Source organism: Deinococcus frigens DSM 12807 (assembly GCF_000701425.1).
Taxonomy (GTDB): domain Bacteria; phylum Deinococcota; class Deinococci; order Deinococcales; family Deinococcaceae; genus Deinococcus; species Deinococcus frigens.
In genome coordinates, this window is the sequence record NZ_JNIW01000003.1 from 111,714 (window position 1) to 128,241 (window position 16,528).

The following is a 16,528-nucleotide window of genomic DNA, read 5'->3' on the forward strand; positions in this document are numbered from 1 at the left end:
GGCCAGGAGTGGAGAAGTCGCGCTCCTGGCTGCACTTTCTGGACAAGCACCCTAAACTCAATCGGCGTCGCGTCTTCCACGCTCCATCAACGCTCAGTCCCAGTCGGGGGCGACGCTGGCCGGGTTGGCGAGGCGTTCGCCCTGACCGTCCAGCGCGGCAATCCGGCCCATGTCCTCGTCGGAGAGCCTGAGGTCCAGCGCCTTCATGTTGCTTTCCAGATGTTCGCGCCTGGTGGAGGACGGAATCACCGAATACCCCTGCCCCATGGCCCAGGCCAGCGCCACCTGCGCGGGCGTGACGTCGTGCGCTCTGGCGATGTCCTGCAAGACCTCATCCTCCATGACCTTGCCCACCGCCAGCGTCATGTAGGAGGTCAGGTGGATGCCCTCCTGGCGCGCAAATTCGGCCAGCTTGCGGTTTTGCAAGTAGGGGTGAATCTCCACCTGATTGGTGGTGATGGGCAGATCACCCAGCAGTTCGCGGGCCTGTTTCAGCAGGGCAACCGTGAAGTTGGAGACGCCGATCTGGCGGGTCAGGCCCTGCGCGTGGGCGTCGGCCAGCGCGCCCAGGTATTCCCCGGCGCTCACCGGGCCGCGCGGGGCGGGCCAGTGGATCAGGGCCAGGTCCACGGCGTCCACGCCCAGCTTGTCCAGGCTCTCGCGCAGGCTGGGAACCAGTTTGTCTGCGCTGTAGTTGTCGGGCTTGATCTTGGTGGTGATGTACAGCTCACTGCGGTCCACACCGCTGTCGGCGATGGTCTGGCCGATCTCGCCCTCGTTGTCGTAGCCCTGCGCGGTGTCGATGGCGCGGTAGCCAAGTTCCAGGGCCTCCCGGACGGAATCCTGGACCACCTGGCCCTTGAGGCGAAACGTGCCCAGTCCGAAGGGCGGCACAGTCGATGTTGACGCAGGCCAGTTTGATGCAGTCATCCCGCCATGATGCCGCGCCGGGCAACCAGCGGACAAGGATCGTTTTTCTTTATGCGGCGTCTGCTCCCAGACCTGTCTACATCCGGGCTGGGGTCCACACCTCAAAGCAAGCGCCCACCTCCACCCCCGCCGAGGCCGCCCAGACCTGAGCGGGCTGGGCGCGGCGGGTCTCGGGCTGGACGGTCTCCACGCCCACCGCACCGTCCGCACAGGCGATGACCAGCCCGTTCGCATCCACACCCAGAATCTCGCCGGGCTGCCCCGCGCCCTCCGCCATTTTCAAGCCTCCCAGCTTGAGGCGTGCGCCGTCCAGAAACGCGGTTGTCTGCGGCCAGGCGGCCACACCCCGGGAGCGGTTGACCACTTCCCGCGCCGAATCGGTCCAGCGCACGAAGCCGTCCTCCTTGACCAGCATCGGCGCGTGGCTGGCCCCCGAGTTGTCCTGGGGCGTGGGGGTCAGGTCTCCCCGGCCCAGCCGCTCCAGCGCGGTGACGATCAGCCGCGCCGCCTGCCCCGCCAGCGCGTCCGAGAGGTCCAGACTGGTCCACTGCGGGGCAATCGGCAATTGCTCTTGCAGCAGCACCGGGCCGGTGTCCATGCCGGGATCGGTCTGCATGATGGTGGTGCCCGTGACCGTTTCGCCGCCGATCAGCGCCCACTGGATCGGCGCAGCCCCCCGGTAGGCAGGCAGCAGGCTGGTGTGGGTATTCAGGAAGCCGTATCTGGGAATGTCAAGCAGGGAGGCGGGCAGAATCTTGCCGTAGGCGCAGGTGACGGCCACGTCCGCGCCGCACGCCCGAAGTACCGTCCCAAACTCCGCGTTGCGCCGCAGCCGGACGGGCTGGGCCAGCGGCAGCCCCAGTTCGGCGGCCCGCGCCGCGACGGGTGGGGGCGTCAGTCTCAAGCCGCGCCCGACCGGTTTGTCCGGCTGGGCCACCACCAGCACCACCTCAAACTGGCTGCGAATGGCCTCCAGCACGGGCAGCGCGAAGGCCGGGGAGCCGAAGAAGGCCACCTTCAAACCGCAGTCCTCATGTGCCGCCACGCTCGCGGCGCAGACGGTCCGCCTGGGCCAGATCGCCGATCAATGTCTTGGACTTTTGCTGCAAGGCCAGCAGCTCCTTGCGGTAATCCTCGGTGACCTCGGGCGGCAGGCGGTCCAGGAACAGCACGCCGTCCAGATGGTCCAGCTCGTGCTGAAACACGCGGGCCAGGTAGTCCTCGGCCTCCAGAATTTGCGGGTTGCCGTCCAGATCGGTGTATTTCACCGACACGGCGCGGGCGCGCGGCACGCCTTCCTCGTAGATGCCGGGAATACTCAGGCAGCCCTCCTGGTAAGATTTATCCTTTTTCTTGTTCAGCACGCTGACCACCGGATTGATCATCACGAAGTCGCGCAGCACCCGCGAGCGCAGCGGGGTCTCGCTGCCCTCGTTCTCCTCCTCGTCGTCCTCGTATTCCACGGCCACGAACATCCGCACAGGCAGGCCCACCTGGGGCGCGGCCAGGCCCACCCCACGCGCCTCGAACATGGTTTCCAGCATGGTTCGGGCCGCCTGGCGCACGCTCTGCGGCCCCACGCCAGGCACGTTCAGCGTGTTGGTCAGGGTCAGCGGTTTGGCCTTGCGGCGCAGGATCGGATCGCCGTACAGGCGCAGCGGGTACACGCGCGGCTGTGCGGGGGTCCAGGTGGGAGTCGTTTGCCCGGTCATGGTGCTGTTTTACCAGACCGGCGGGCAGTGGACAGGGCCACGGGTCAGGATGTCCAGGCTCCGGCAATTCGCGTTCCGTCCATGATCACGGCCCGTCCCGGCGGCTGAAGACCATCAGGGTGGCCGCGCCGAGAGAGCCAGTCAGGCCCAGCACCAGTGGCAGATCATGGCCGCGCAAAAAGGCGTCGGTGGTTAGGGTCAGCCCAATAACGCTGGCGATCAGGGTCACGGCCAGCCCCGCGCAGGTCACCCCGCGCCGCGACACCTGAAAGCCCCAGCCCGCGCCCGCCAGCAGCAGACACAGCAGGCCCAGCCAGCCGCGAGGATCGTCCATTGCGGCGAGCATAGCGCCCGGAACGCGGCAAGGGACACTACTGGGAGTAGTCACCCCATGCTTACCGCAAAACTGTATGAATGAGCAAAATTACAGCAAAAACCAATCACTTTCAAGTTGTTAAATTTCTTTCATCCAGTCAAGGCAATCGATTTGAATTCGAGCGGCAGTTTTCAAGAATTTTTTATGCACCCATGAATTGAATCTGGCGCGAAAATTTTGAGATTGCGGGCGTCCATGCCCCTCGTCCCCTGTTACAGAGTGCCGTAAGACTTTACAAAACGAGGTCAGATCGTCCATACTCTACAGTTGGAGGCCAAACGATATGGCTTATAAGAAACTCAGTGAGCAGGTCCATGAACTCAGCAATCCTCAACGCAGCGATACCTTTGTGAAGATGTTCCGTGACGCGGTACGTGACGGCAAGTTCGAGGCCGCTTACATGCCCGAACGCTTCACCATGCCCAAACAGTTCACGCGCCGGGGCAGCGAAGGCAGCTATCAGCGTGACACCAAGGAAATGCTGTTTGAAGTCACCCCCAAATTCGAGAAGTGGTTCGACGAAACCAACCGCGAGCTGGCCGCTGCACGCAAGGGCGGGACCATCAAGCCTTCCGTCGAGGCCATTGAGGCTGGACTGGTGGATTTCAAGCAGATGGCCGCCGAAACCCGCAAGAAGATGCAGGCCAGCTACCAAAAGGGCCAGACCCTGGGCCAGAGCCGCTCGAAGACCAAGCGCAAGTAAACCTTATACGAAATCCGTTTATCTCCTGCTCCCTCCCCTTGAATTTCGAGGTATTTCCAACACCTTTTAATCAAAGTCCGGGTCCAACTTAAACCGTCAGGAAAAGACATTCTGGATGCTTCTTATAATCACGCTGTCAGGGGATTTAATCCTGACAGCGTTTTGAGTGTTCGCAACAACCTTCAGGCCACTGGAGGCTTATTTCAAATACAGGTCTGCGAAATACGGCGATCCGGTGTTGGCCCCCCGGCGAAGCTGGCCGTAGGGAATAACCACGCTCTCCGCGCAGGCCGACACGACGTGGGGCAGCGAATCGGGGGTCAGGGTCAGACCGCCGCTGCTCAGGGATACGGCGAAACTGTCCTGCATATCCCGCAGCACGTCGTCACACTCGGAAGCCGGATCAGAGGCGGAGGCACCCAGGTACAGCGCCCCCAGACGGGCCGGGGTCAGACTGGGCCACAGACTGAGCAATGAAATGGGGCGGCCCTTGGCGCGGTCCAGAATCAGGCCCGTGGTGAAACTGTCGGGGTGCGCGCCGCCACAGTAGTAACCGACATCCTCACGCAGGCTGAGCAACCGGGGGGTGAGCAGGGTTATGGCGGCGCGCATTTCGTAGCCGCCGCCGTCGCTGCCCGTTCCCTGGGGCAACATCGAGCGGCAGTCCAGGGTGGTCACGGCGTGTCCCAGCAAACGGTCTTGCAAGACGCTGTTCAGCGCGGCGCTGGCCCCGGCGGGCCGTGGGTAGGTCAGGCCGGTCAGTGGCTCCAGCGTGGACTGGCCATCGGCGGTCACCCTCCACGGATGGTTGAGCTTGAGGAAGGCCAGCGGATCGTTGCGCCGCAGCTTGAGCACGCCCAGCGACGGAAGCAGCTTGAGCGGCACGCGGCCCACGTCCAGCGGCTTCAGGACCACCTTCAGGGCCGCAGCCTTGCCGGGCACTTTCCAGCTTCCGCGCCATGCTCCCGCCCCCTCCTCCAGCGTAAAACAGCCGGTGACCGCCCAACGTTCCTCGGCGTCTGTGCGGACCTCCTCCTGCAAGATCAGGGTGTTGCCCTGGTGGAACGGGGCCAGAAAGAGATCGTCGGCCTGCCCCGCGTAGAAGGAGCGGTGGGGGAAGTCGCCCGGTAAGCCCAGCCCCAGCGTGACGCCCGACGGTCCCACCGTGCCCGAATACACGCCCGCCCTGGCCCACGCCGGGAGACCGGGCACGCCACCGCACTTTTTCAGATCCTGCGCCCCCGCCGAGGCCGCCAGCGCCAGAACGAGCAGACTGAGCCACTTATGCATGCCGGTAGCGTAGGCCTCTGGACACGGCAGTTGAAAGAGACCACGTCTCATTTTCCATCCCAACACAAACAATGGAAAAAGCTCCCTCTAGCTAAGCGGGAGCCGCTGAGGCCGACAGTCCGGCCTCACGCCGTTTTCAGTGCATACCCAATGCCCCGCACCGTACGAATGATGCCGTAGCCGTCCAGATCGCGCAGCTTGGCGCGCATGTTCGCCATATGCACGTCCACCACATTGCTATTGCTGGGCAACTCGCCGTTCCAGACCTCGCGCTCGATTTCCTGGCGGGAATACACGCGGCCCGGCTGACGGGACAGGAAGGTCAGCAGATCGAACTCCTTGGGCGACAACCGGACCTCGTGGCCGTTGTAATGGCACAGGCGCTTTTGCGGATGAATCTCCAGCGCGCCGATGGTGATGATCTCGCCATGCTGCTGGTGGCGCAGTTGGACCTTGACGCGGGCGACCAGTTCCTCGGGGTGGAACGGCTTGGTCATGTAGTCGTCCGCGCCCGCTTCCAGCAGGTTGACCTTGCGGTCCACGGCGTCCATCGCCGTCAGGATGATGATCGGCACGCTGCTGGTCTTGCGCAGACGGCGGGCAATCTCCGCGCCGTCAAAGTCGGGCAGGCCCAGGTCCAGAATCACCAGATCGGGACTGCTCTCGCGGGCGCTGGTCAGGCCGCTCACGCCGTCGGGAGCGCTGAGCACCCGGTAGCCCGCCTGTTCCAGCTCATATTCCACGACGCGGGTGATGTCTGGATTGTCTTCGATCAGTAGAATGCGTTGTTCCATAATCACCCTCTTGTGAGGCCCCTGTGGGCAGCCCCGAAAAAGCGCAGCGTCAGCGAGAGAGAAAGGCTGCCTCTGGCACGGGAAACTCCGCACCATGCGGCGGCGAGGTCTCCTCTGCTTTGAGACATGCTAGGGGGCAGGGCAGCGCTGGGCGCGCGGAAGCGGTTTACGCGTTCTTAACGGCATCTTGCACTTTCTTCAGGAACAGGTGCCGTCTTCAGGAACAGGTACAGCCTTCAGCAACGGGGAGCGGCTTCAGAAAGTGCCCGGGCCTTCAGGACTTCTCATCGGCATCAGGTACATGAACTGAATCCACCTGCACACCGTGGCGCAGCAGCAGGGTCTTCAAGCGTTGCATGGCCGCTACCGCCCGAGTGCGGTCCTGCCGCCGGAAGGCCACGGTCAGCCGGGCGCTGAGGCCGGGGCGCGGCTCCTGCGCCTGGATTTGCAGTGGCTTGCCGAAGGCCGCGTCGTGCATCACGTCCCGCAGGATGCGCGCAAAGGCCAGCTCATCCACGCCGTCCAGCGTGAAGGCAATGCCCTGCACGTCGCCAGGATTGGGGCCGGGACCCGGGGAGGAGGGAGCGTTCATGCCCGCCAGGGTAACGCGGAGCGGGCGGCGGGCTGCTCTACACTGCCCGCATGACCGGCGACCTGCCCCAGGATGATTTTTTCGAGGATGACCTGAACGAGACCGAACTGGGCGAGGGCGTCTACATGGAGCGCCTGAACGGAGCGGACCTGTATTTCGAGGTGGCGGGCGATCTGGAGTCGGACCAGCCCCCCCTGGTGTTCCTGCACGGCGGCCCCGGCTACAACAGCTACTCGTTCCGGGAACTGTTCGGCGAGTCCCTGGAGCGCCCGGTGGTTTACCTGGACGCGCGCGGCAGCGGACGCAGCGGCCCACTGGAAGACACCGATCAGGGCGACGAGACGCTGGACCTGGATACCCTGGTGGCCGATCTGGAGGCGCTGCGTGATTTCCTGAAACTGGACAGAATTGTGCCGCTGGGCCACGGCTTCGGGGCGCTGCCAGCGCTGGAATACGCCCGCCGCCACCCGGCGCAGACCGACCGCGTGATCGTCGTCGGCCCCTGGATTCACTTTCCCGCCCTGGCCCTGACCCTGCTGCGGGAGGCCAGCGCCCTGCGCGGCGCGCAACTGGAAGACCCCGCCGCCGCCATCCGCGCCAGCACCCCCGAAGGCGAGCATCCGCAGGTGGGCGACGCCCGCGTGGAAGCCGCCTTCACCCTGCTGAACGCCCGCGATCTGCTGAACGCCCTGGAATTCGTGGACGCGCCAAGCCGGATGCGCCTGGAATTCGTGGACGTGGAAAGCCAACTGGTGGGCGGCGGCGAGGTGCAGGAGGCGCTGGTCAACCAGGGCATGTGGGAGTTTGAATACCTGCCCTTTCTGGCCGACCTGCGCCGCCCCGTTTACGTGATCGTGGGCGTGCAGGACCGCACCAGTTATCCCGAACAGGTGCAGTACCTGGCCGATCTGGCCGACGCCGACGTGACCGTGCTGGACACCGGCCACTACCCCTGGCTGGACGACGAGGACGCGTTTGCCGAGGCGCTGGAGGACGCGCTCAGGCGCTGAAGTCTCAGGGCAACCGGCCACAGCGGAGCCAGGCACAGCAGCAGGGCGGTCAGACCCAGCATCAGCCCCGGCGTGGGCAGCGGCAGGGCGGCCAGCCCCGCGCCCAGGCTGAGGCCCACGGCGTTGAGGGCCAGCAGCGCGCCGATCACGCGGCCCCGCACCTCCAGGCCCGTCAATTGCTGGGAGCGCGTGGTGGCCGCCACCTCCAGCAGACCCAGGCCGATGCCGAAAACGGCGGCTCCGGCCCACCAGGCAGCAATGGGAATGAGGACGAAGCCCAGCGTTCCGGCCACCAGCACCCAGCGCCCCGCGCCAATCAGGGCGTCCAGTGACCAGCGGGCCGCGAGCGGCGTGACCAGCGCGATACCCAGCAGCACGCCGCCCGAAATGAGCATCTCGAAAATGGCGTAATCGGCGGCCCCACGTCCATGCACGGCCATCTGCACCGGGGCACGGGTGTTCATGACGTTCATGGCGAGGTTCAGCGCAAAGCTCGTGCTCAGCATGGCCAGCAGCAGCGGTGAGGAGCGGATGGCGTCCAGGCCTGCGCGCAGGTCAACCAGCGGCTGGGAACGTCCGCCCGACTGTGCGGCACCCAGACGCGGCAGGGCCAGCGCCGCCGCGCACAGGGCCAGGATCAGGGGCACGCCCACCAGCAACGCGCCCGCCGCCCCGAGGGCGTGAATCAGCCATCCGCCCAGACCGTAGCCGATCAGCGGCGCGCCCATCAGCGCGCCGCTGCCCAGGCTGTTGGCGCGGGCTAGCGCGTCCGGCGCAACCAGGCGCGGCACCAGCGCGCTGCCCGCCGTGTAGGCCAGCGTGGACAGCAGCCCGTTCACGAACGCCAGCGCCAGCAATGCGCCCAGCGGCAGGCTGCCGAACAGCCCCCACAGCCCGGCACCCAGCACCGCCAGGCCCCGCACCCCGGCGCTGAGGGCCAGCAAGCCGCGCGGAGCCATTCGGTCCGCCAGCCCGCCCAGCAGCGGCCCCAGGAAACGCGGCAGACTTCCGGCCAGCACCACCAGGCCCACCGGGCCTGCGCCGGTCAGCCCCCCCTCCCGCCGCCAATGCCAGAAACGGCAGGGCGACATACACGGTGGCGTCTCCCAGCGCGGTCAGGGACACGCCCGCCCAGTACAGCCAGAAAGCGCGGGGCAGGGCGGCGGCAGCGGGCGCAGTGGTCATACCGGCACTTTCCGGCGTACCCTACCGAAAATGCCGCACACCATTTTAGGTTCATACGGGGGCGAGTGGTTCACCGCCAGCACGCCCGAACAGGCGCGGCTGCTCAGCGATCCGGCGGCGTTGCGCCACCTGGAACCGTTCATTGGCCGGACGCTGGCAGCCGGAGCCGCCGCAAAGCAGACAGGTGTCAGCGTGGAACGCATGCTGTACCGCGTGCGGCAGTTTCTGAAAGCCGGGTTGCTGGAACAGGTGGACGAGGAAAGGCGGGCGGGCCGTCCGGTCAGGCTGTACCGCGCGCCTGGCGGGCTGCGGGTCCCGTTTGCACTGACGCCGTTCGCCGATCTGGCCGCGCAGGTGGCCCGGCACAGTCTGCCGTATGATCGGCTGCGGGCGCGGGCAGGCGGGCGCAGACTGCACCGCCTGGAGCCGCACGCCCGGTTGATCTACCGGGATGACGGAGGGCGGGACGACGCGCGGGGCGAAGTGCATTCCGAGACGGAAACGCTGGGGCCAGAAGCGCTGGCCGCGCACCCGAGCCGCGACTTCATGGGCGTGATGTGGCTGGATGACGCCACGGCACACCGGATGTCTGGGCTGATGGACGAGTGGCGGGACCTGCTGGGCAGAGGCGGTTCCAGACGGGAGGGAGCGCAGCCATACCTGATTCAGATGGTGCTGCTGGCCCTCGATCCCCAAGAGCCAGACGAGTTGCTGGGACCGCCGGGCTAAGCTGCGGCCCGTGTCCATCCTCGAACTTCGCAAATTCTGGGGCAATCGCCCGCTGATCGCCGTCTGTGTCGGGGTGCTGATTCAGGACGAGACGGGGCGAATCCTGCTGCAACGGCGCGGTGACGACGGCCTGTGGAGCGAACCCGGCGGCGCGCTGGAACCCGGCGAGGATTTCCTGACGGCGGCCCGGCGCGAACTGCTGGAAGAAACGGGACTGGTCTGCCCGGACCTGCACCTGCTGCCTATAACTGAGGCGCTGCAAAGCGGCCCGGAGTTCTTCAGCGTTTACCCCAACGGCCACGAGGTCTACATCGTGGGGATGCGGGCGCATGGCACGCTTCCGGCCTCCGCTCTGGAGCATGCCCAGCCCGACGACAGCGGCGAGACGCTGGAACTGCGCTGGTTCGGCCTGGATGACCTGCCCCCCATCAGCAAGAACGTCAACCGCCTGAGCCTGAGCCTGCTGCGCTCCCGCGTGGGCCTGCCGCCGCTGCCGCTGGAACCTTCACCTCCTGCGCCGCCCACTGGAAATCATCTGATGGATCTGCGAAAGCTGGTTGGCCCACGCCCGCTGTTCGCTCCCGGCGCGAATGTGCTGGTCACGGATGGGCAAAACAGATTGCTGTTGCTGCGGCATGGGGGAACGGGGAAATGGACACTGCCGGGTGGTGTTCTGGAACCGGGCGAAAGCTATGAGCAGGCCGCCGCACGCGAGTTATTTGAAGAAACTGGCCTGAGTGCCGCGCAATTTGAACCGCTGGAAATGTACTGTGGTCCTGAGTTCCGCCTGACCTACACGAACGGTCATGTCATTGATTCAGTCTCGGTGCTTTATAGCTCACACAGTGTCACTGGACGACTGACCCTCCAGGACGGCGAAGTGCTGGAAGTCGGCTGGTTTGGCGTGGGCGAGTTGCCCACTGACGAGGAGTTGAGCAGCCCAGTCATGCGAGCAAGCGTAAAACATTGGAAAGAGGGCCAGAGCGCGTAGCCCCGGCCCTCCTATTCAACCTCTCCCCTACTTCTCCCGGATACTCCACCCCTGCGCCCGCACCGCGCCCATTAAACGGTCCATCACCGGGTCCACTTCCGCGTCGGTCAGGGTTTTCGCGCCCCGGAAGACCAGACGCACGGCCACACTGCGCTGACCCGCCCCAATCTGCTCGCCGGTATACACGTCAAACGGCTCCACGCTTTCCAGCCACTCGCCCGCCTCAGCTTTGAGCAGCGTGGCAATCTCGCCGTACCCCACATCCTGCGGGGCGATGACGGCCAGATCGCGCCACGCGGCGGGGGCGCGGCTGGGATCGCGGAAGGCCCACGCGCGGCCCGGCAGCGGCACGGCGATTTCCAGAATGAACGTCTCGCCCTTCAACCCAAATTCCTGCGCGATCTCGGGATGCACCGCGCCGATCCAGCCGACGGACTGCCCATTCCAGACCACCTCACCCGCGATGCCGAGATGAAGGGCGCTGGGAACGTGTTCGCCGCGCCACTGGCGAATCTCCAGAGCCGCGCCCTGAGCCGCCCCCAATGCTTCCAGCAAGCCCCGGAAGACGCTGTAACCCCCAGTAACGCCGCCCTGATAAGTGTTCGGCGCAAGTGGCCCGCGCATCAGCAGACCCAGGCGCTCGGCCTCCCCGGACGCGGGGAAGATGCGGCCCAGTTCGAACAGCAGCGCCCGTTCTCCCTTGGGGTAGGCCAGGGCCGAACGCAGCAGGCTGGGATACAGCGCCGTTCGCAGGGCCGTGCGGTCCGTGGTCAGCGGATTGCGCAGACGCACGCCGGGAGCCTCGGCCCGCGCCCGCCCCGCCTCCTCGTCGCTGGAGAAGGTATAGGTCACCACTTCCTGAAAACCCAGCCCGGCCAGCGTGCGGCGCAGATTCTGGCGGTCATCGTTTCCGGCAGACGCGCCGATGTTGCTGTCGTGGATTTGCAGCGTGGGCAGCGTTTCGGGCAGTTCCGCGTAGCCGTGCAGGCGGGCAACTTCCTCGGCCACGTCCTGCCAGATGTTCATATCTATGCGCCAGGACGGGGGTAAGACCTTCAGGGTGTCGCCGTCGCCCGTCACTTCACAGCCCAGACGCACGAGGATGGCCCGCATCTCCGCCGTATCAATGTCCATGCCCAGCAACGCGCGGATGGCGTCGGAGGAGGCGGTGATCTCGCCGGGGATTTCCGGTTCGCCCACCACCGTTGCGCCCGCCTCTATCTGACCGCCGCCATACTCGGCCAGCAGCCCGGCCACGCGGTCAGCAGCGCGGGGCGACAGCAACGGGTCCACTCCACGCTCATAGCGGTAAACCGCGTCGGTCTTGAGGCCCAGGCGGGTGCTGGTGCGCCTCAGCAACACGGCGTCAAAGTGGGCGGACTCAATCACCACATCCGTCGTATCGCCGCGCACGCGCCCGTGATTGCCGCCCATGATTCCGGCGATGCCCAGCACGCCCGCGCCCGGCTGTGCCTGTCCAGCATCGGCGAAGGCTTCGGCCACCGTGGAAATACCGCGCTCACGTCCGTCCAGAATCAGCAGGTCCTCGGGGCCAACAGTATTGGTTCCGCCCATCAGGTCCGCCACTTCCTCGCCCTGACGCAACCCGAAGGCCACCAGAATCTGGTTGTCTGTCACGTCACGGCGGTCATACAGCGCGGTGGGCTGGCCCAGTTCCATCATCACGTAATTGCTGGTGTCCACGATCAGGTCAATGGACCGCAGCCCGCACAGGCTCAGGCGGCGCTGCATCCACAGCGGCGAGGGGCCGTTCTGCACGCCGCCCACCGTCCGCGCCGCGAAGTGGTCACAGCCGAAACGCAGCTTTTTGGACGGATCGCGCTCAATGGTCAGTCCCTTGGGCGGAAGGCTGATGCGGATTTCGCCGTCGCCGTGTGGGACGGGGCCAGCGGGCGGCTGCTTCAATTCCAATTTGAGGAAAGCGGCCAAGTCGCGGGCCACCCCCAGGGCGCTCAGGGCGTCGGCACGGTTGGGGGTGATTTCTATGTCCAGGACGTGATCGGAGGGCCACAACTCACGCATGGACGTTCCGGGTTTCGCCGTCCCCGCTGGGAAGACCAGGATGCCGGAGCTGCTCTCGCCGATGCCCAGTTCCCTGGCACTGGCGGCCATGCCCCAGGATTCCACGCCCTGCAAGGTTCGGACGGCGTATTCGGTGCCGTCCAGGGTTGTGCCGGGTGTGACCAGGGCCACCACCATTCCGGCTTTCAGCCCTGCGGCATTCGGCGCACCCGTGGCAATCACGCGCTCACCTTGCGGCCCGACGTCCAGCGTCAGTTTGGTCAGTTGCGTGCCTTCCATCGCTTCAGCTTTCAGAACAGCAGAGAGCAGGACGCCTTCGGGGGGGGTAGGTGTTTCGTCCACGCCTTCCAGCGGGAGGCCGAGGTTGGCGAAGATGGGTTCTAGCTCGGTGACGGGTGGGAGGTTGGGGATGAGTTCTTGGAGCCAGGAGTAGGGAAGTTTCATGGTGTGGACCTCTTGATGGGGCGGAGGCGCTGGTCACACGCCCCCTCACCCCGGCCCTCTCCCACAGGGGGAGAGGGAGAAAAGCAGCTTCAGCCAGCGGATTTAATTAACGCCCGCACCTGCTCCGGCACAAAATTCACGGCGTCCAACTCCGACACGTTCACCCACTGAGGCGTGTACGAGTTCTCGGCGCTGTTGCGGATGCCTTCGGGGCCGTCGCCCAGGCGCATCTCGCCGGAGACGTGGGACACGCGGAAATAGTGTTCGTGGTTGTCCAGATTGTCCAGCACCAGCACTTCCTCGCCCACCGTCACCACCAGATTCACTTCCTCCAGCAGTTCGCGGGCGCAGGCTTCGGCGGGGGTTTCACCGGATTCAATGCCGCCGCCGGGCAGCGTGGCGTAGGCGCGGCCCGCCTTGCGCCGCAGCATCAGCAGGACTTGATCTTCGTTGTTGAGGAGGATACCGACAGCGCGAAGGCGAGGGATCATTGAATATCCTTTTTATGCGGAAGTGAACTAAGCCAAGTATCGGCAGTGGGGCGACTGTCAAACAAACAGATTTGCGCGTATTCAACAGGTTGCCCGCGCGTTGCCCGCCGCTTTTCTCGCTCGGCCTGAAACTCATCGCTCCCAAGAAGGCCACGTAGAGAATCATCGTATTTCTCTGAAATAGCTTTTAGGTAAAAGGTTCCGCTGTAACCGCATTCCATTGATTCCCAGTCTTCATATTTTTCAATTCTAGCCAAACTAAATTCCATTGGTTGAACATCTTCAATTGCGTAGGAGACGTTCATTTCGGAATCCTCAGTCAGTCCATGATCCGTTGCTTTCAGACTCACCACCCAAGTCACGCTATCTCCCCGACACACACAACCCTCGTAAACCCAGGCAAGCACTTTAAGCGTGTCAACTGTTGACGCGTTCTCAACCACTGATAGGACGAACACAATTCACCCCAGCTCCCCCCTAAACTGCCCCAGCACGCGTGGATCATTGGCGTAGAAATACCGAATATCGGGGATGCCGTATTTGAGCATGGCAATCCGCTCTGGCCCCAGGCCGAAGGCGAAGCCCGTTTTGCCCTCGTACACGCGCGGTTTGCCCTCTGCCTCGCGCAGATCGTCCACGGCCTTGAAGACGTTGGGGTGAACCATGCCGCAGCCGCCCAGCTCCAGCCATTTGCCAGGCTGACCTGACACAGCGCCGCGCGGGTTGTCCCACCACACGGCAAAATCCGCGCCGGGTTCGGTGAAGGGGTAATAGCTGGGCTGGAAACGCACCTTCGCGCTCGGCCCGTACAGCCCGCGCGCCATCTCGGCGATGGTGCCTTTCAGGTCCGCCATGCTGATGCCGTCGCCCACCACCAGCCCCTCCAGTTGGTGAAACATGGCCTCGTGGGTAGCGTCGGTGGCCTCGTAACGGTAGACCTTGCCGCGCACCACGATCTTCAGGGCGGGTTCGTGATCCACCATGTAGCGAATCTGCATGGGGCTGGTGTGCGTCCGCAGCAGGCGGCCATCCTCCAGCCAGAAGGTGTCTTGGAGGTCACGGGCGGGGTGATACCACGGCACGTTCAGGGCCTCAAAGTTGTGGTGCTCGTCCTCCACTTCCGGCCCCTCGATCACCGCGTACCCCAGCCGCTCGTAGATGCGGGTCAAGTCGTCGTACACGCGGTTGATGGGGTGCAGGCCGCCAGCGGGCAGCGGTAGACCGGGCAACGTCACGTCGATGGCTTCAGAGGCGAGGCGGGCGTCCAGCGCGGTACGCTTCAGGGTGGACTCGCGCTCGGTCAAAGCGGCGTCAATGGCCTGCCGCACGGCGTTGATCTGTGCGCCGCGTGCCTTGCGTTCCTTCGGCGGCAGCTTGCCCAGTGCGCCCAGTTCCCTGGTGACCAGCCCGCTTTTGCCCACGTATCTGGTTTTGACCGCCTGCAAACCGTCCAATGTGTCCGCCTGCGTGATGGCCGCCACCGCTTCTTCCTGATGGTTCTCTGTCATAGTCCTCCCTTCTGGCACAAAAAAGCCCCGCCGTACATGCAGTCGGCGGGGTGACGCGCTGGACTTGCTTAAGTCAGCGAAACCCCACAGCGGGTAAACGGCGAAGGTATACCCAACTGATGTGTACCGGGCCGGGGCGTCATGGGCTAAAGGTAGCAGAAGCCGGGGCAGGAGGGCTGGTGCCACAAAAATTCCTCTCCTGTAAACACGCCGCACTTGCCCGTCTGCGCTGCCAAGACAGACGTCCATTTTCCCATCGGCGGCGGTGTTACCGTAAGTTCATGACGACTGCCGAACGCCCCACGACTGTCCGTGACGACGCCGTGTTTGACCTGATCGCGCAGGAGGCCGAGCGCCAGCGCACCGGGCTGGAACTGATCGCCTCCGAGAACTTCACCAGCGCCGCCGTGCGCGAGGCGGCGGGCAGCGTGCTGACCAACAAGTACGCCGAGGGCTACCCCGGCAAGCGCTGGTACGGCGGCTGCGAGGTGGTGGATCAGGTGGAACTGCTGGCGATCGAGCGGGCCAAGGAACTGTTCGGCGCGACCTGGGCCAACGTGCAGCCCCACAGCGGCAGCAGCGCCAATATCGCGGTGTACGGCGCGCTGCTGACGCCCGGCGACACGGTGCTGGGCATGGACCTGTCGCACGGCGGCCACCTGACGCACGGCAGTCCGGTCAACTTCAGCGGCAAGAATTACGAGGTGGTGGGCTACAAGGTCAGCCCCGAGACCGAACTGATCGACATGGACGAGGTTCGCCGCCTGGCGCACGAGCACAAACCCAAAATGATCATCGCCGGGGCCAGCGCTTACAGCCGCATCATCGACTTCGAGGCGTTCCGCACCATTGCCGATGAAGTGGGGGCCATTCTGTTTGCCGACATTGCCCACATTGCTGGACTGGTGGCCGCCGGAGTGCATCCCAGCCCGCTGCCACACGCGCACATCGTTGCCACCACCACGCACAAAACCCTGCGCGGCCCCCGCAGCGGCCTGCTGCTGAGCAGTGACCCCGAAATCGCCGCCAAGATGGACCGTTCGGTGTTTCCCGGACATCAAGGTGGGCCGCTGGAACACATCATCGCGGCCAAGGCGATTGCTTTCGGCGAGGCGCTGCAACCGGAATTCAAGAGCTACGCCGCGCAGATCATCAAGAACGCGCAGGCGCTGGCCGCCGCATTTCAGGACAAGGGTTACCGGGTGGTGTCGGGCGGCACCGACAACCACCTGTTCCTGCTGGACCTGCGCCCACACGGCCTGAACGGCACCAAGGCGACAAAAGCGCTGGACGCCAACCACATCACCATCAGCAAATCCACGCTGCCCTACGACACCGAAAAGATTCTGCACGGCGGCGGCATCCGCATCGGCACGCCCGCCGTGACCACGCGCGGCATGGTGGAAAGCGACATGCCAAAAATTGCGGACCTGATTGACCGGGCGCTGAAGGGCGAGGACGTGAAGGACGAGGTTCACGCCTTCGCGAGCGGGTTTCCGCTGCCCTGATCAGAGCAGAAAACGAAAAGCAGGGGGGCAGATGGCGCACATTCAGGCCACCTGTCCCCTCCCTTATACGGACTCCGTTTGTTTCGTGCATGAACCGGGACAGCGCCGACTCATCCACTCCACGTCCGGAACCCGTTTTTCTCCTGCTCGCTGTCTTGTCCAGAGCAGCGCCCATGAGGACGCTTGGACGCCCCCTCGGATTTCCAGGTGTTTCCAACACCT

General features: G+C 64.9%; 17 protein-coding genes. 5 read left to right on the forward strand and 12 right to left on the reverse strand.

What is annotated here, in order from left to right:
* Nucleotides 1–93: 93 nt before the first annotated feature.
* The 4 genes from dkgB to Q322_RS0102115 form a co-directional block, all read right to left on the reverse strand.
* Nucleotides 94–930 (reverse strand): 2,5-didehydrogluconate reductase DkgB, encoded by an 837-nt coding sequence (gene dkgB / locus Q322_RS0102100; RefSeq protein ID WP_051668010.1) that lies wholly within the window; start codon nucleotides 928–930, stop codon nucleotides 94–96.
* A gap of 76 nt (nucleotides 931–1,006) precedes the next feature.
* Nucleotides 1,007–1,951, reverse strand: a complete 945-nt coding sequence (gene fmt, locus Q322_RS0102105) for a methionyl-tRNA formyltransferase (protein WP_051668013.1) — start codon at nucleotides 1,949–1,951, stop codon at nucleotides 1,007–1,009.
* A gap of 10 nt (nucleotides 1,952–1,961) precedes the next feature.
* Complete coding sequence (gene def / locus Q322_RS0102110; protein ID WP_051668015.1) at nucleotides 1,962–2,642, reverse strand: peptide deformylase; 681 nt, start codon at nucleotides 2,640–2,642, stop codon at nucleotides 1,962–1,964.
* Nucleotides 2,643–2,727: 85 nt separating this feature from the next.
* Nucleotides 2,728–2,976 carry a hypothetical protein gene (locus tag Q322_RS0102115; RefSeq protein WP_029475469.1) on the reverse strand — a complete coding sequence of 83 codons (249 nt, stop codon included), beginning with the start codon at nucleotides 2,974–2,976 and terminating at the stop codon, nucleotides 2,728–2,730.
* Between the two features lie 325 nt (nucleotides 2,977–3,301).
* Between Q322_RS0102115 and Q322_RS0102120 the strand changes: the two genes are divergently transcribed.
* Entirely contained in the window at nucleotides 3,302–3,721 is a 420-nt protein-coding gene (locus Q322_RS0102120) for a hypothetical protein (RefSeq protein ID WP_029475471.1), read from the forward strand.
* A 198-nt stretch (nucleotides 3,722–3,919) separates the two neighbouring features.
* Here the strand turns inward: Q322_RS0102120 and Q322_RS0102125 are convergent, their stop codons facing one another.
* From Q322_RS0102125 to Q322_RS0102135, 3 genes are all read right to left on the reverse strand, one after another.
* Complete coding sequence (locus Q322_RS0102125; protein WP_034417290.1) at nucleotides 3,920–5,011, reverse strand: hypothetical protein; 1,092 nt, start codon at nucleotides 5,009–5,011, stop codon at nucleotides 3,920–3,922.
* A 125-nt stretch (nucleotides 5,012–5,136) separates the two neighbouring features.
* Nucleotides 5,137–5,805 carry a response regulator transcription factor gene (locus tag Q322_RS0102130; protein WP_029475476.1) on the reverse strand — a complete coding sequence of 223 codons (669 nt, stop codon included), beginning with the start codon at nucleotides 5,803–5,805 and terminating at the stop codon, nucleotides 5,137–5,139.
* 274 nt (nucleotides 5,806–6,079) lie between these two features.
* On the reverse strand, nucleotides 6,080–6,397 hold the full coding sequence (locus Q322_RS0102135) for a hypothetical protein (protein WP_051668017.1): 318 nt from the start codon (nucleotides 6,395–6,397) through the stop codon (nucleotides 6,080–6,082).
* A 125-nt stretch (nucleotides 6,398–6,522) separates the two neighbouring features.
* Here Q322_RS0102135 and Q322_RS0102140 point away from each other — a divergent pair, with 125 nt between their 5' ends.
* Complete coding sequence (locus Q322_RS0102140; protein WP_051668030.1) at nucleotides 6,523–7,407, forward strand: alpha/beta fold hydrolase; 885 nt, start codon at nucleotides 6,523–6,525, stop codon at nucleotides 7,405–7,407.
* Here Q322_RS0102140 and Q322_RS0102145 read toward each other — a convergent pair.
* Nucleotides 7,344–8,498: an MFS transporter gene (locus Q322_RS0102145; protein WP_029475482.1), complete on the reverse strand. Its 1,155-nt coding sequence runs from the start codon at nucleotides 8,496–8,498 to the stop codon at nucleotides 7,344–7,346. The two genes, Q322_RS0102140 and Q322_RS0102145, sit on opposite strands and share 64 nt — an antisense overlap.
* Nucleotides 8,499–8,622: 124 nt before the next feature.
* Between Q322_RS0102145 and Q322_RS21490 the strand changes: the two genes are divergently transcribed.
* On the forward strand, nucleotides 8,623–9,321 hold the full coding sequence (locus tag Q322_RS21490) for a helix-turn-helix domain-containing protein (RefSeq protein ID WP_051668019.1): 699 nt from the start codon (nucleotides 8,623–8,625) through the stop codon (nucleotides 9,319–9,321).
* A gap of 10 nt (nucleotides 9,322–9,331) precedes the next feature.
* Entirely contained in the window at nucleotides 9,332–10,312 is a 981-nt protein-coding gene (locus Q322_RS0102155; protein WP_029475487.1) for an NUDIX domain-containing protein, read from the forward strand.
* A gap of 27 nt (nucleotides 10,313–10,339) precedes the next feature.
* Here the strand turns inward: Q322_RS0102155 and Q322_RS0102160 are convergent, their stop codons facing one another.
* The 4 genes from Q322_RS0102160 to pheS form a co-directional block, all read right to left on the reverse strand.
* Nucleotides 10,340–12,799 carry a phenylalanine--tRNA ligase subunit beta gene (locus Q322_RS0102160; RefSeq protein WP_029475489.1) on the reverse strand — a complete coding sequence of 820 codons (2,460 nt, stop codon included), beginning with the start codon at nucleotides 12,797–12,799 and terminating at the stop codon, nucleotides 10,340–10,342.
* An 89-nt stretch (nucleotides 12,800–12,888) separates the two neighbouring features.
* Complete coding sequence (locus tag Q322_RS0102165; RefSeq protein ID WP_029475490.1) at nucleotides 12,889–13,290, reverse strand: NUDIX hydrolase; 402 nt, start codon at nucleotides 13,288–13,290, stop codon at nucleotides 12,889–12,891.
* Nucleotides 13,287–13,652 carry a hypothetical protein gene (locus tag Q322_RS23005; protein ID WP_156952835.1) on the reverse strand — a complete coding sequence of 122 codons (366 nt, stop codon included), beginning with the start codon at nucleotides 13,650–13,652 and terminating at the stop codon, nucleotides 13,287–13,289. Before Q322_RS23005 ends, Q322_RS0102165 begins: the two co-directional genes overlap by 4 nt.
* Nucleotides 13,653–13,751: 99 nt before the next feature.
* Complete coding sequence (gene pheS, locus Q322_RS0102170; protein WP_029475492.1) at nucleotides 13,752–14,798, reverse strand: phenylalanine--tRNA ligase subunit alpha; 1,047 nt, start codon at nucleotides 14,796–14,798, stop codon at nucleotides 13,752–13,754.
* 281 nt (nucleotides 14,799–15,079) lie between these two features.
* Here pheS and glyA point away from each other — a divergent pair, with 281 nt between their 5' ends.
* The gene (glyA, locus tag Q322_RS0102175; protein WP_029475494.1) at nucleotides 15,080–16,306 is read left to right on the forward strand and encodes a serine hydroxymethyltransferase; all 1,227 of its coding nucleotides are present in this window, start codon (nucleotides 15,080–15,082) and stop codon (nucleotides 16,304–16,306) included.
* Nucleotides 16,307–16,528: the final 222 nt, after the last annotated feature.

Excerpts from the sequence above, each read along its gene's own strand:
- dkgB (WP_051668010.1), bottom strand. The coding sequence starts at position 930 with ATGACTGCATCAAACTGGCCTGCGTCAACATCGACTGTGCCGCCCTTC.
- def (WP_051668015.1), bottom strand. The coding sequence starts at position 2,642 with ATGACCGGGCAAACGACTCCCACCTGGACCCCCGCACAGCCGCGCGTG.
- Q322_RS0102115 (WP_029475469.1), bottom strand. The coding sequence starts at position 2,976 with ATGGACGATCCTCGCGGCTGGCTGGGCCTGCTGTGTCTGCTGCTGGCG.
- Q322_RS0102120 (WP_029475471.1), top strand. The coding sequence starts at position 3,302 with ATGGCTTATAAGAAACTCAGTGAGCAGGTCCATGAACTCAGCAATCCT.
- Q322_RS0102125 (WP_034417290.1), bottom strand. The coding sequence starts at position 5,011 with ATGCATAAGTGGCTCAGTCTGCTCGTTCTGGCGCTGGCGGCCTCGGCG.
- Q322_RS0102130 (WP_029475476.1), bottom strand. The coding sequence starts at position 5,805 with ATGGAACAACGCATTCTACTGATCGAAGACAATCCAGACATCACCCGC.
- Q322_RS0102135 (WP_051668017.1), bottom strand. The coding sequence starts at position 6,397 with ATGAACGCTCCCTCCTCCCCGGGTCCCGGCCCCAATCCTGGCGACGTG.
- Q322_RS0102140 (WP_051668030.1), top strand. The coding sequence starts at position 6,523 with ATGGAGCGCCTGAACGGAGCGGACCTGTATTTCGAGGTGGCGGGCGAT.
- Q322_RS0102145 (WP_029475482.1), bottom strand. The coding sequence starts at position 8,498 with ATGTCGCCCTGCCGTTTCTGGCATTGGCGGCGGGAGGGGGGGCTGACC.
- Q322_RS21490 (WP_051668019.1), top strand. The coding sequence starts at position 8,623 with ATGCCGCACACCATTTTAGGTTCATACGGGGGCGAGTGGTTCACCGCC.
- Q322_RS0102160 (WP_029475489.1), bottom strand. The coding sequence starts at position 12,799 with ATGAAACTTCCCTACTCCTGGCTCCAAGAACTCATCCCCAACCTCCCA.
- Q322_RS0102165 (WP_029475490.1), bottom strand. The coding sequence starts at position 13,290 with ATGATCCCTCGCCTTCGCGCTGTCGGTATCCTCCTCAACAACGAAGAT.
- pheS (WP_029475492.1), bottom strand. The coding sequence starts at position 14,798 with ATGACAGAGAACCATCAGGAAGAAGCGGTGGCGGCCATCACGCAGGCG.
- glyA (WP_029475494.1), top strand. The coding sequence starts at position 15,080 with ATGACGACTGCCGAACGCCCCACGACTGTCCGTGACGACGCCGTGTTT.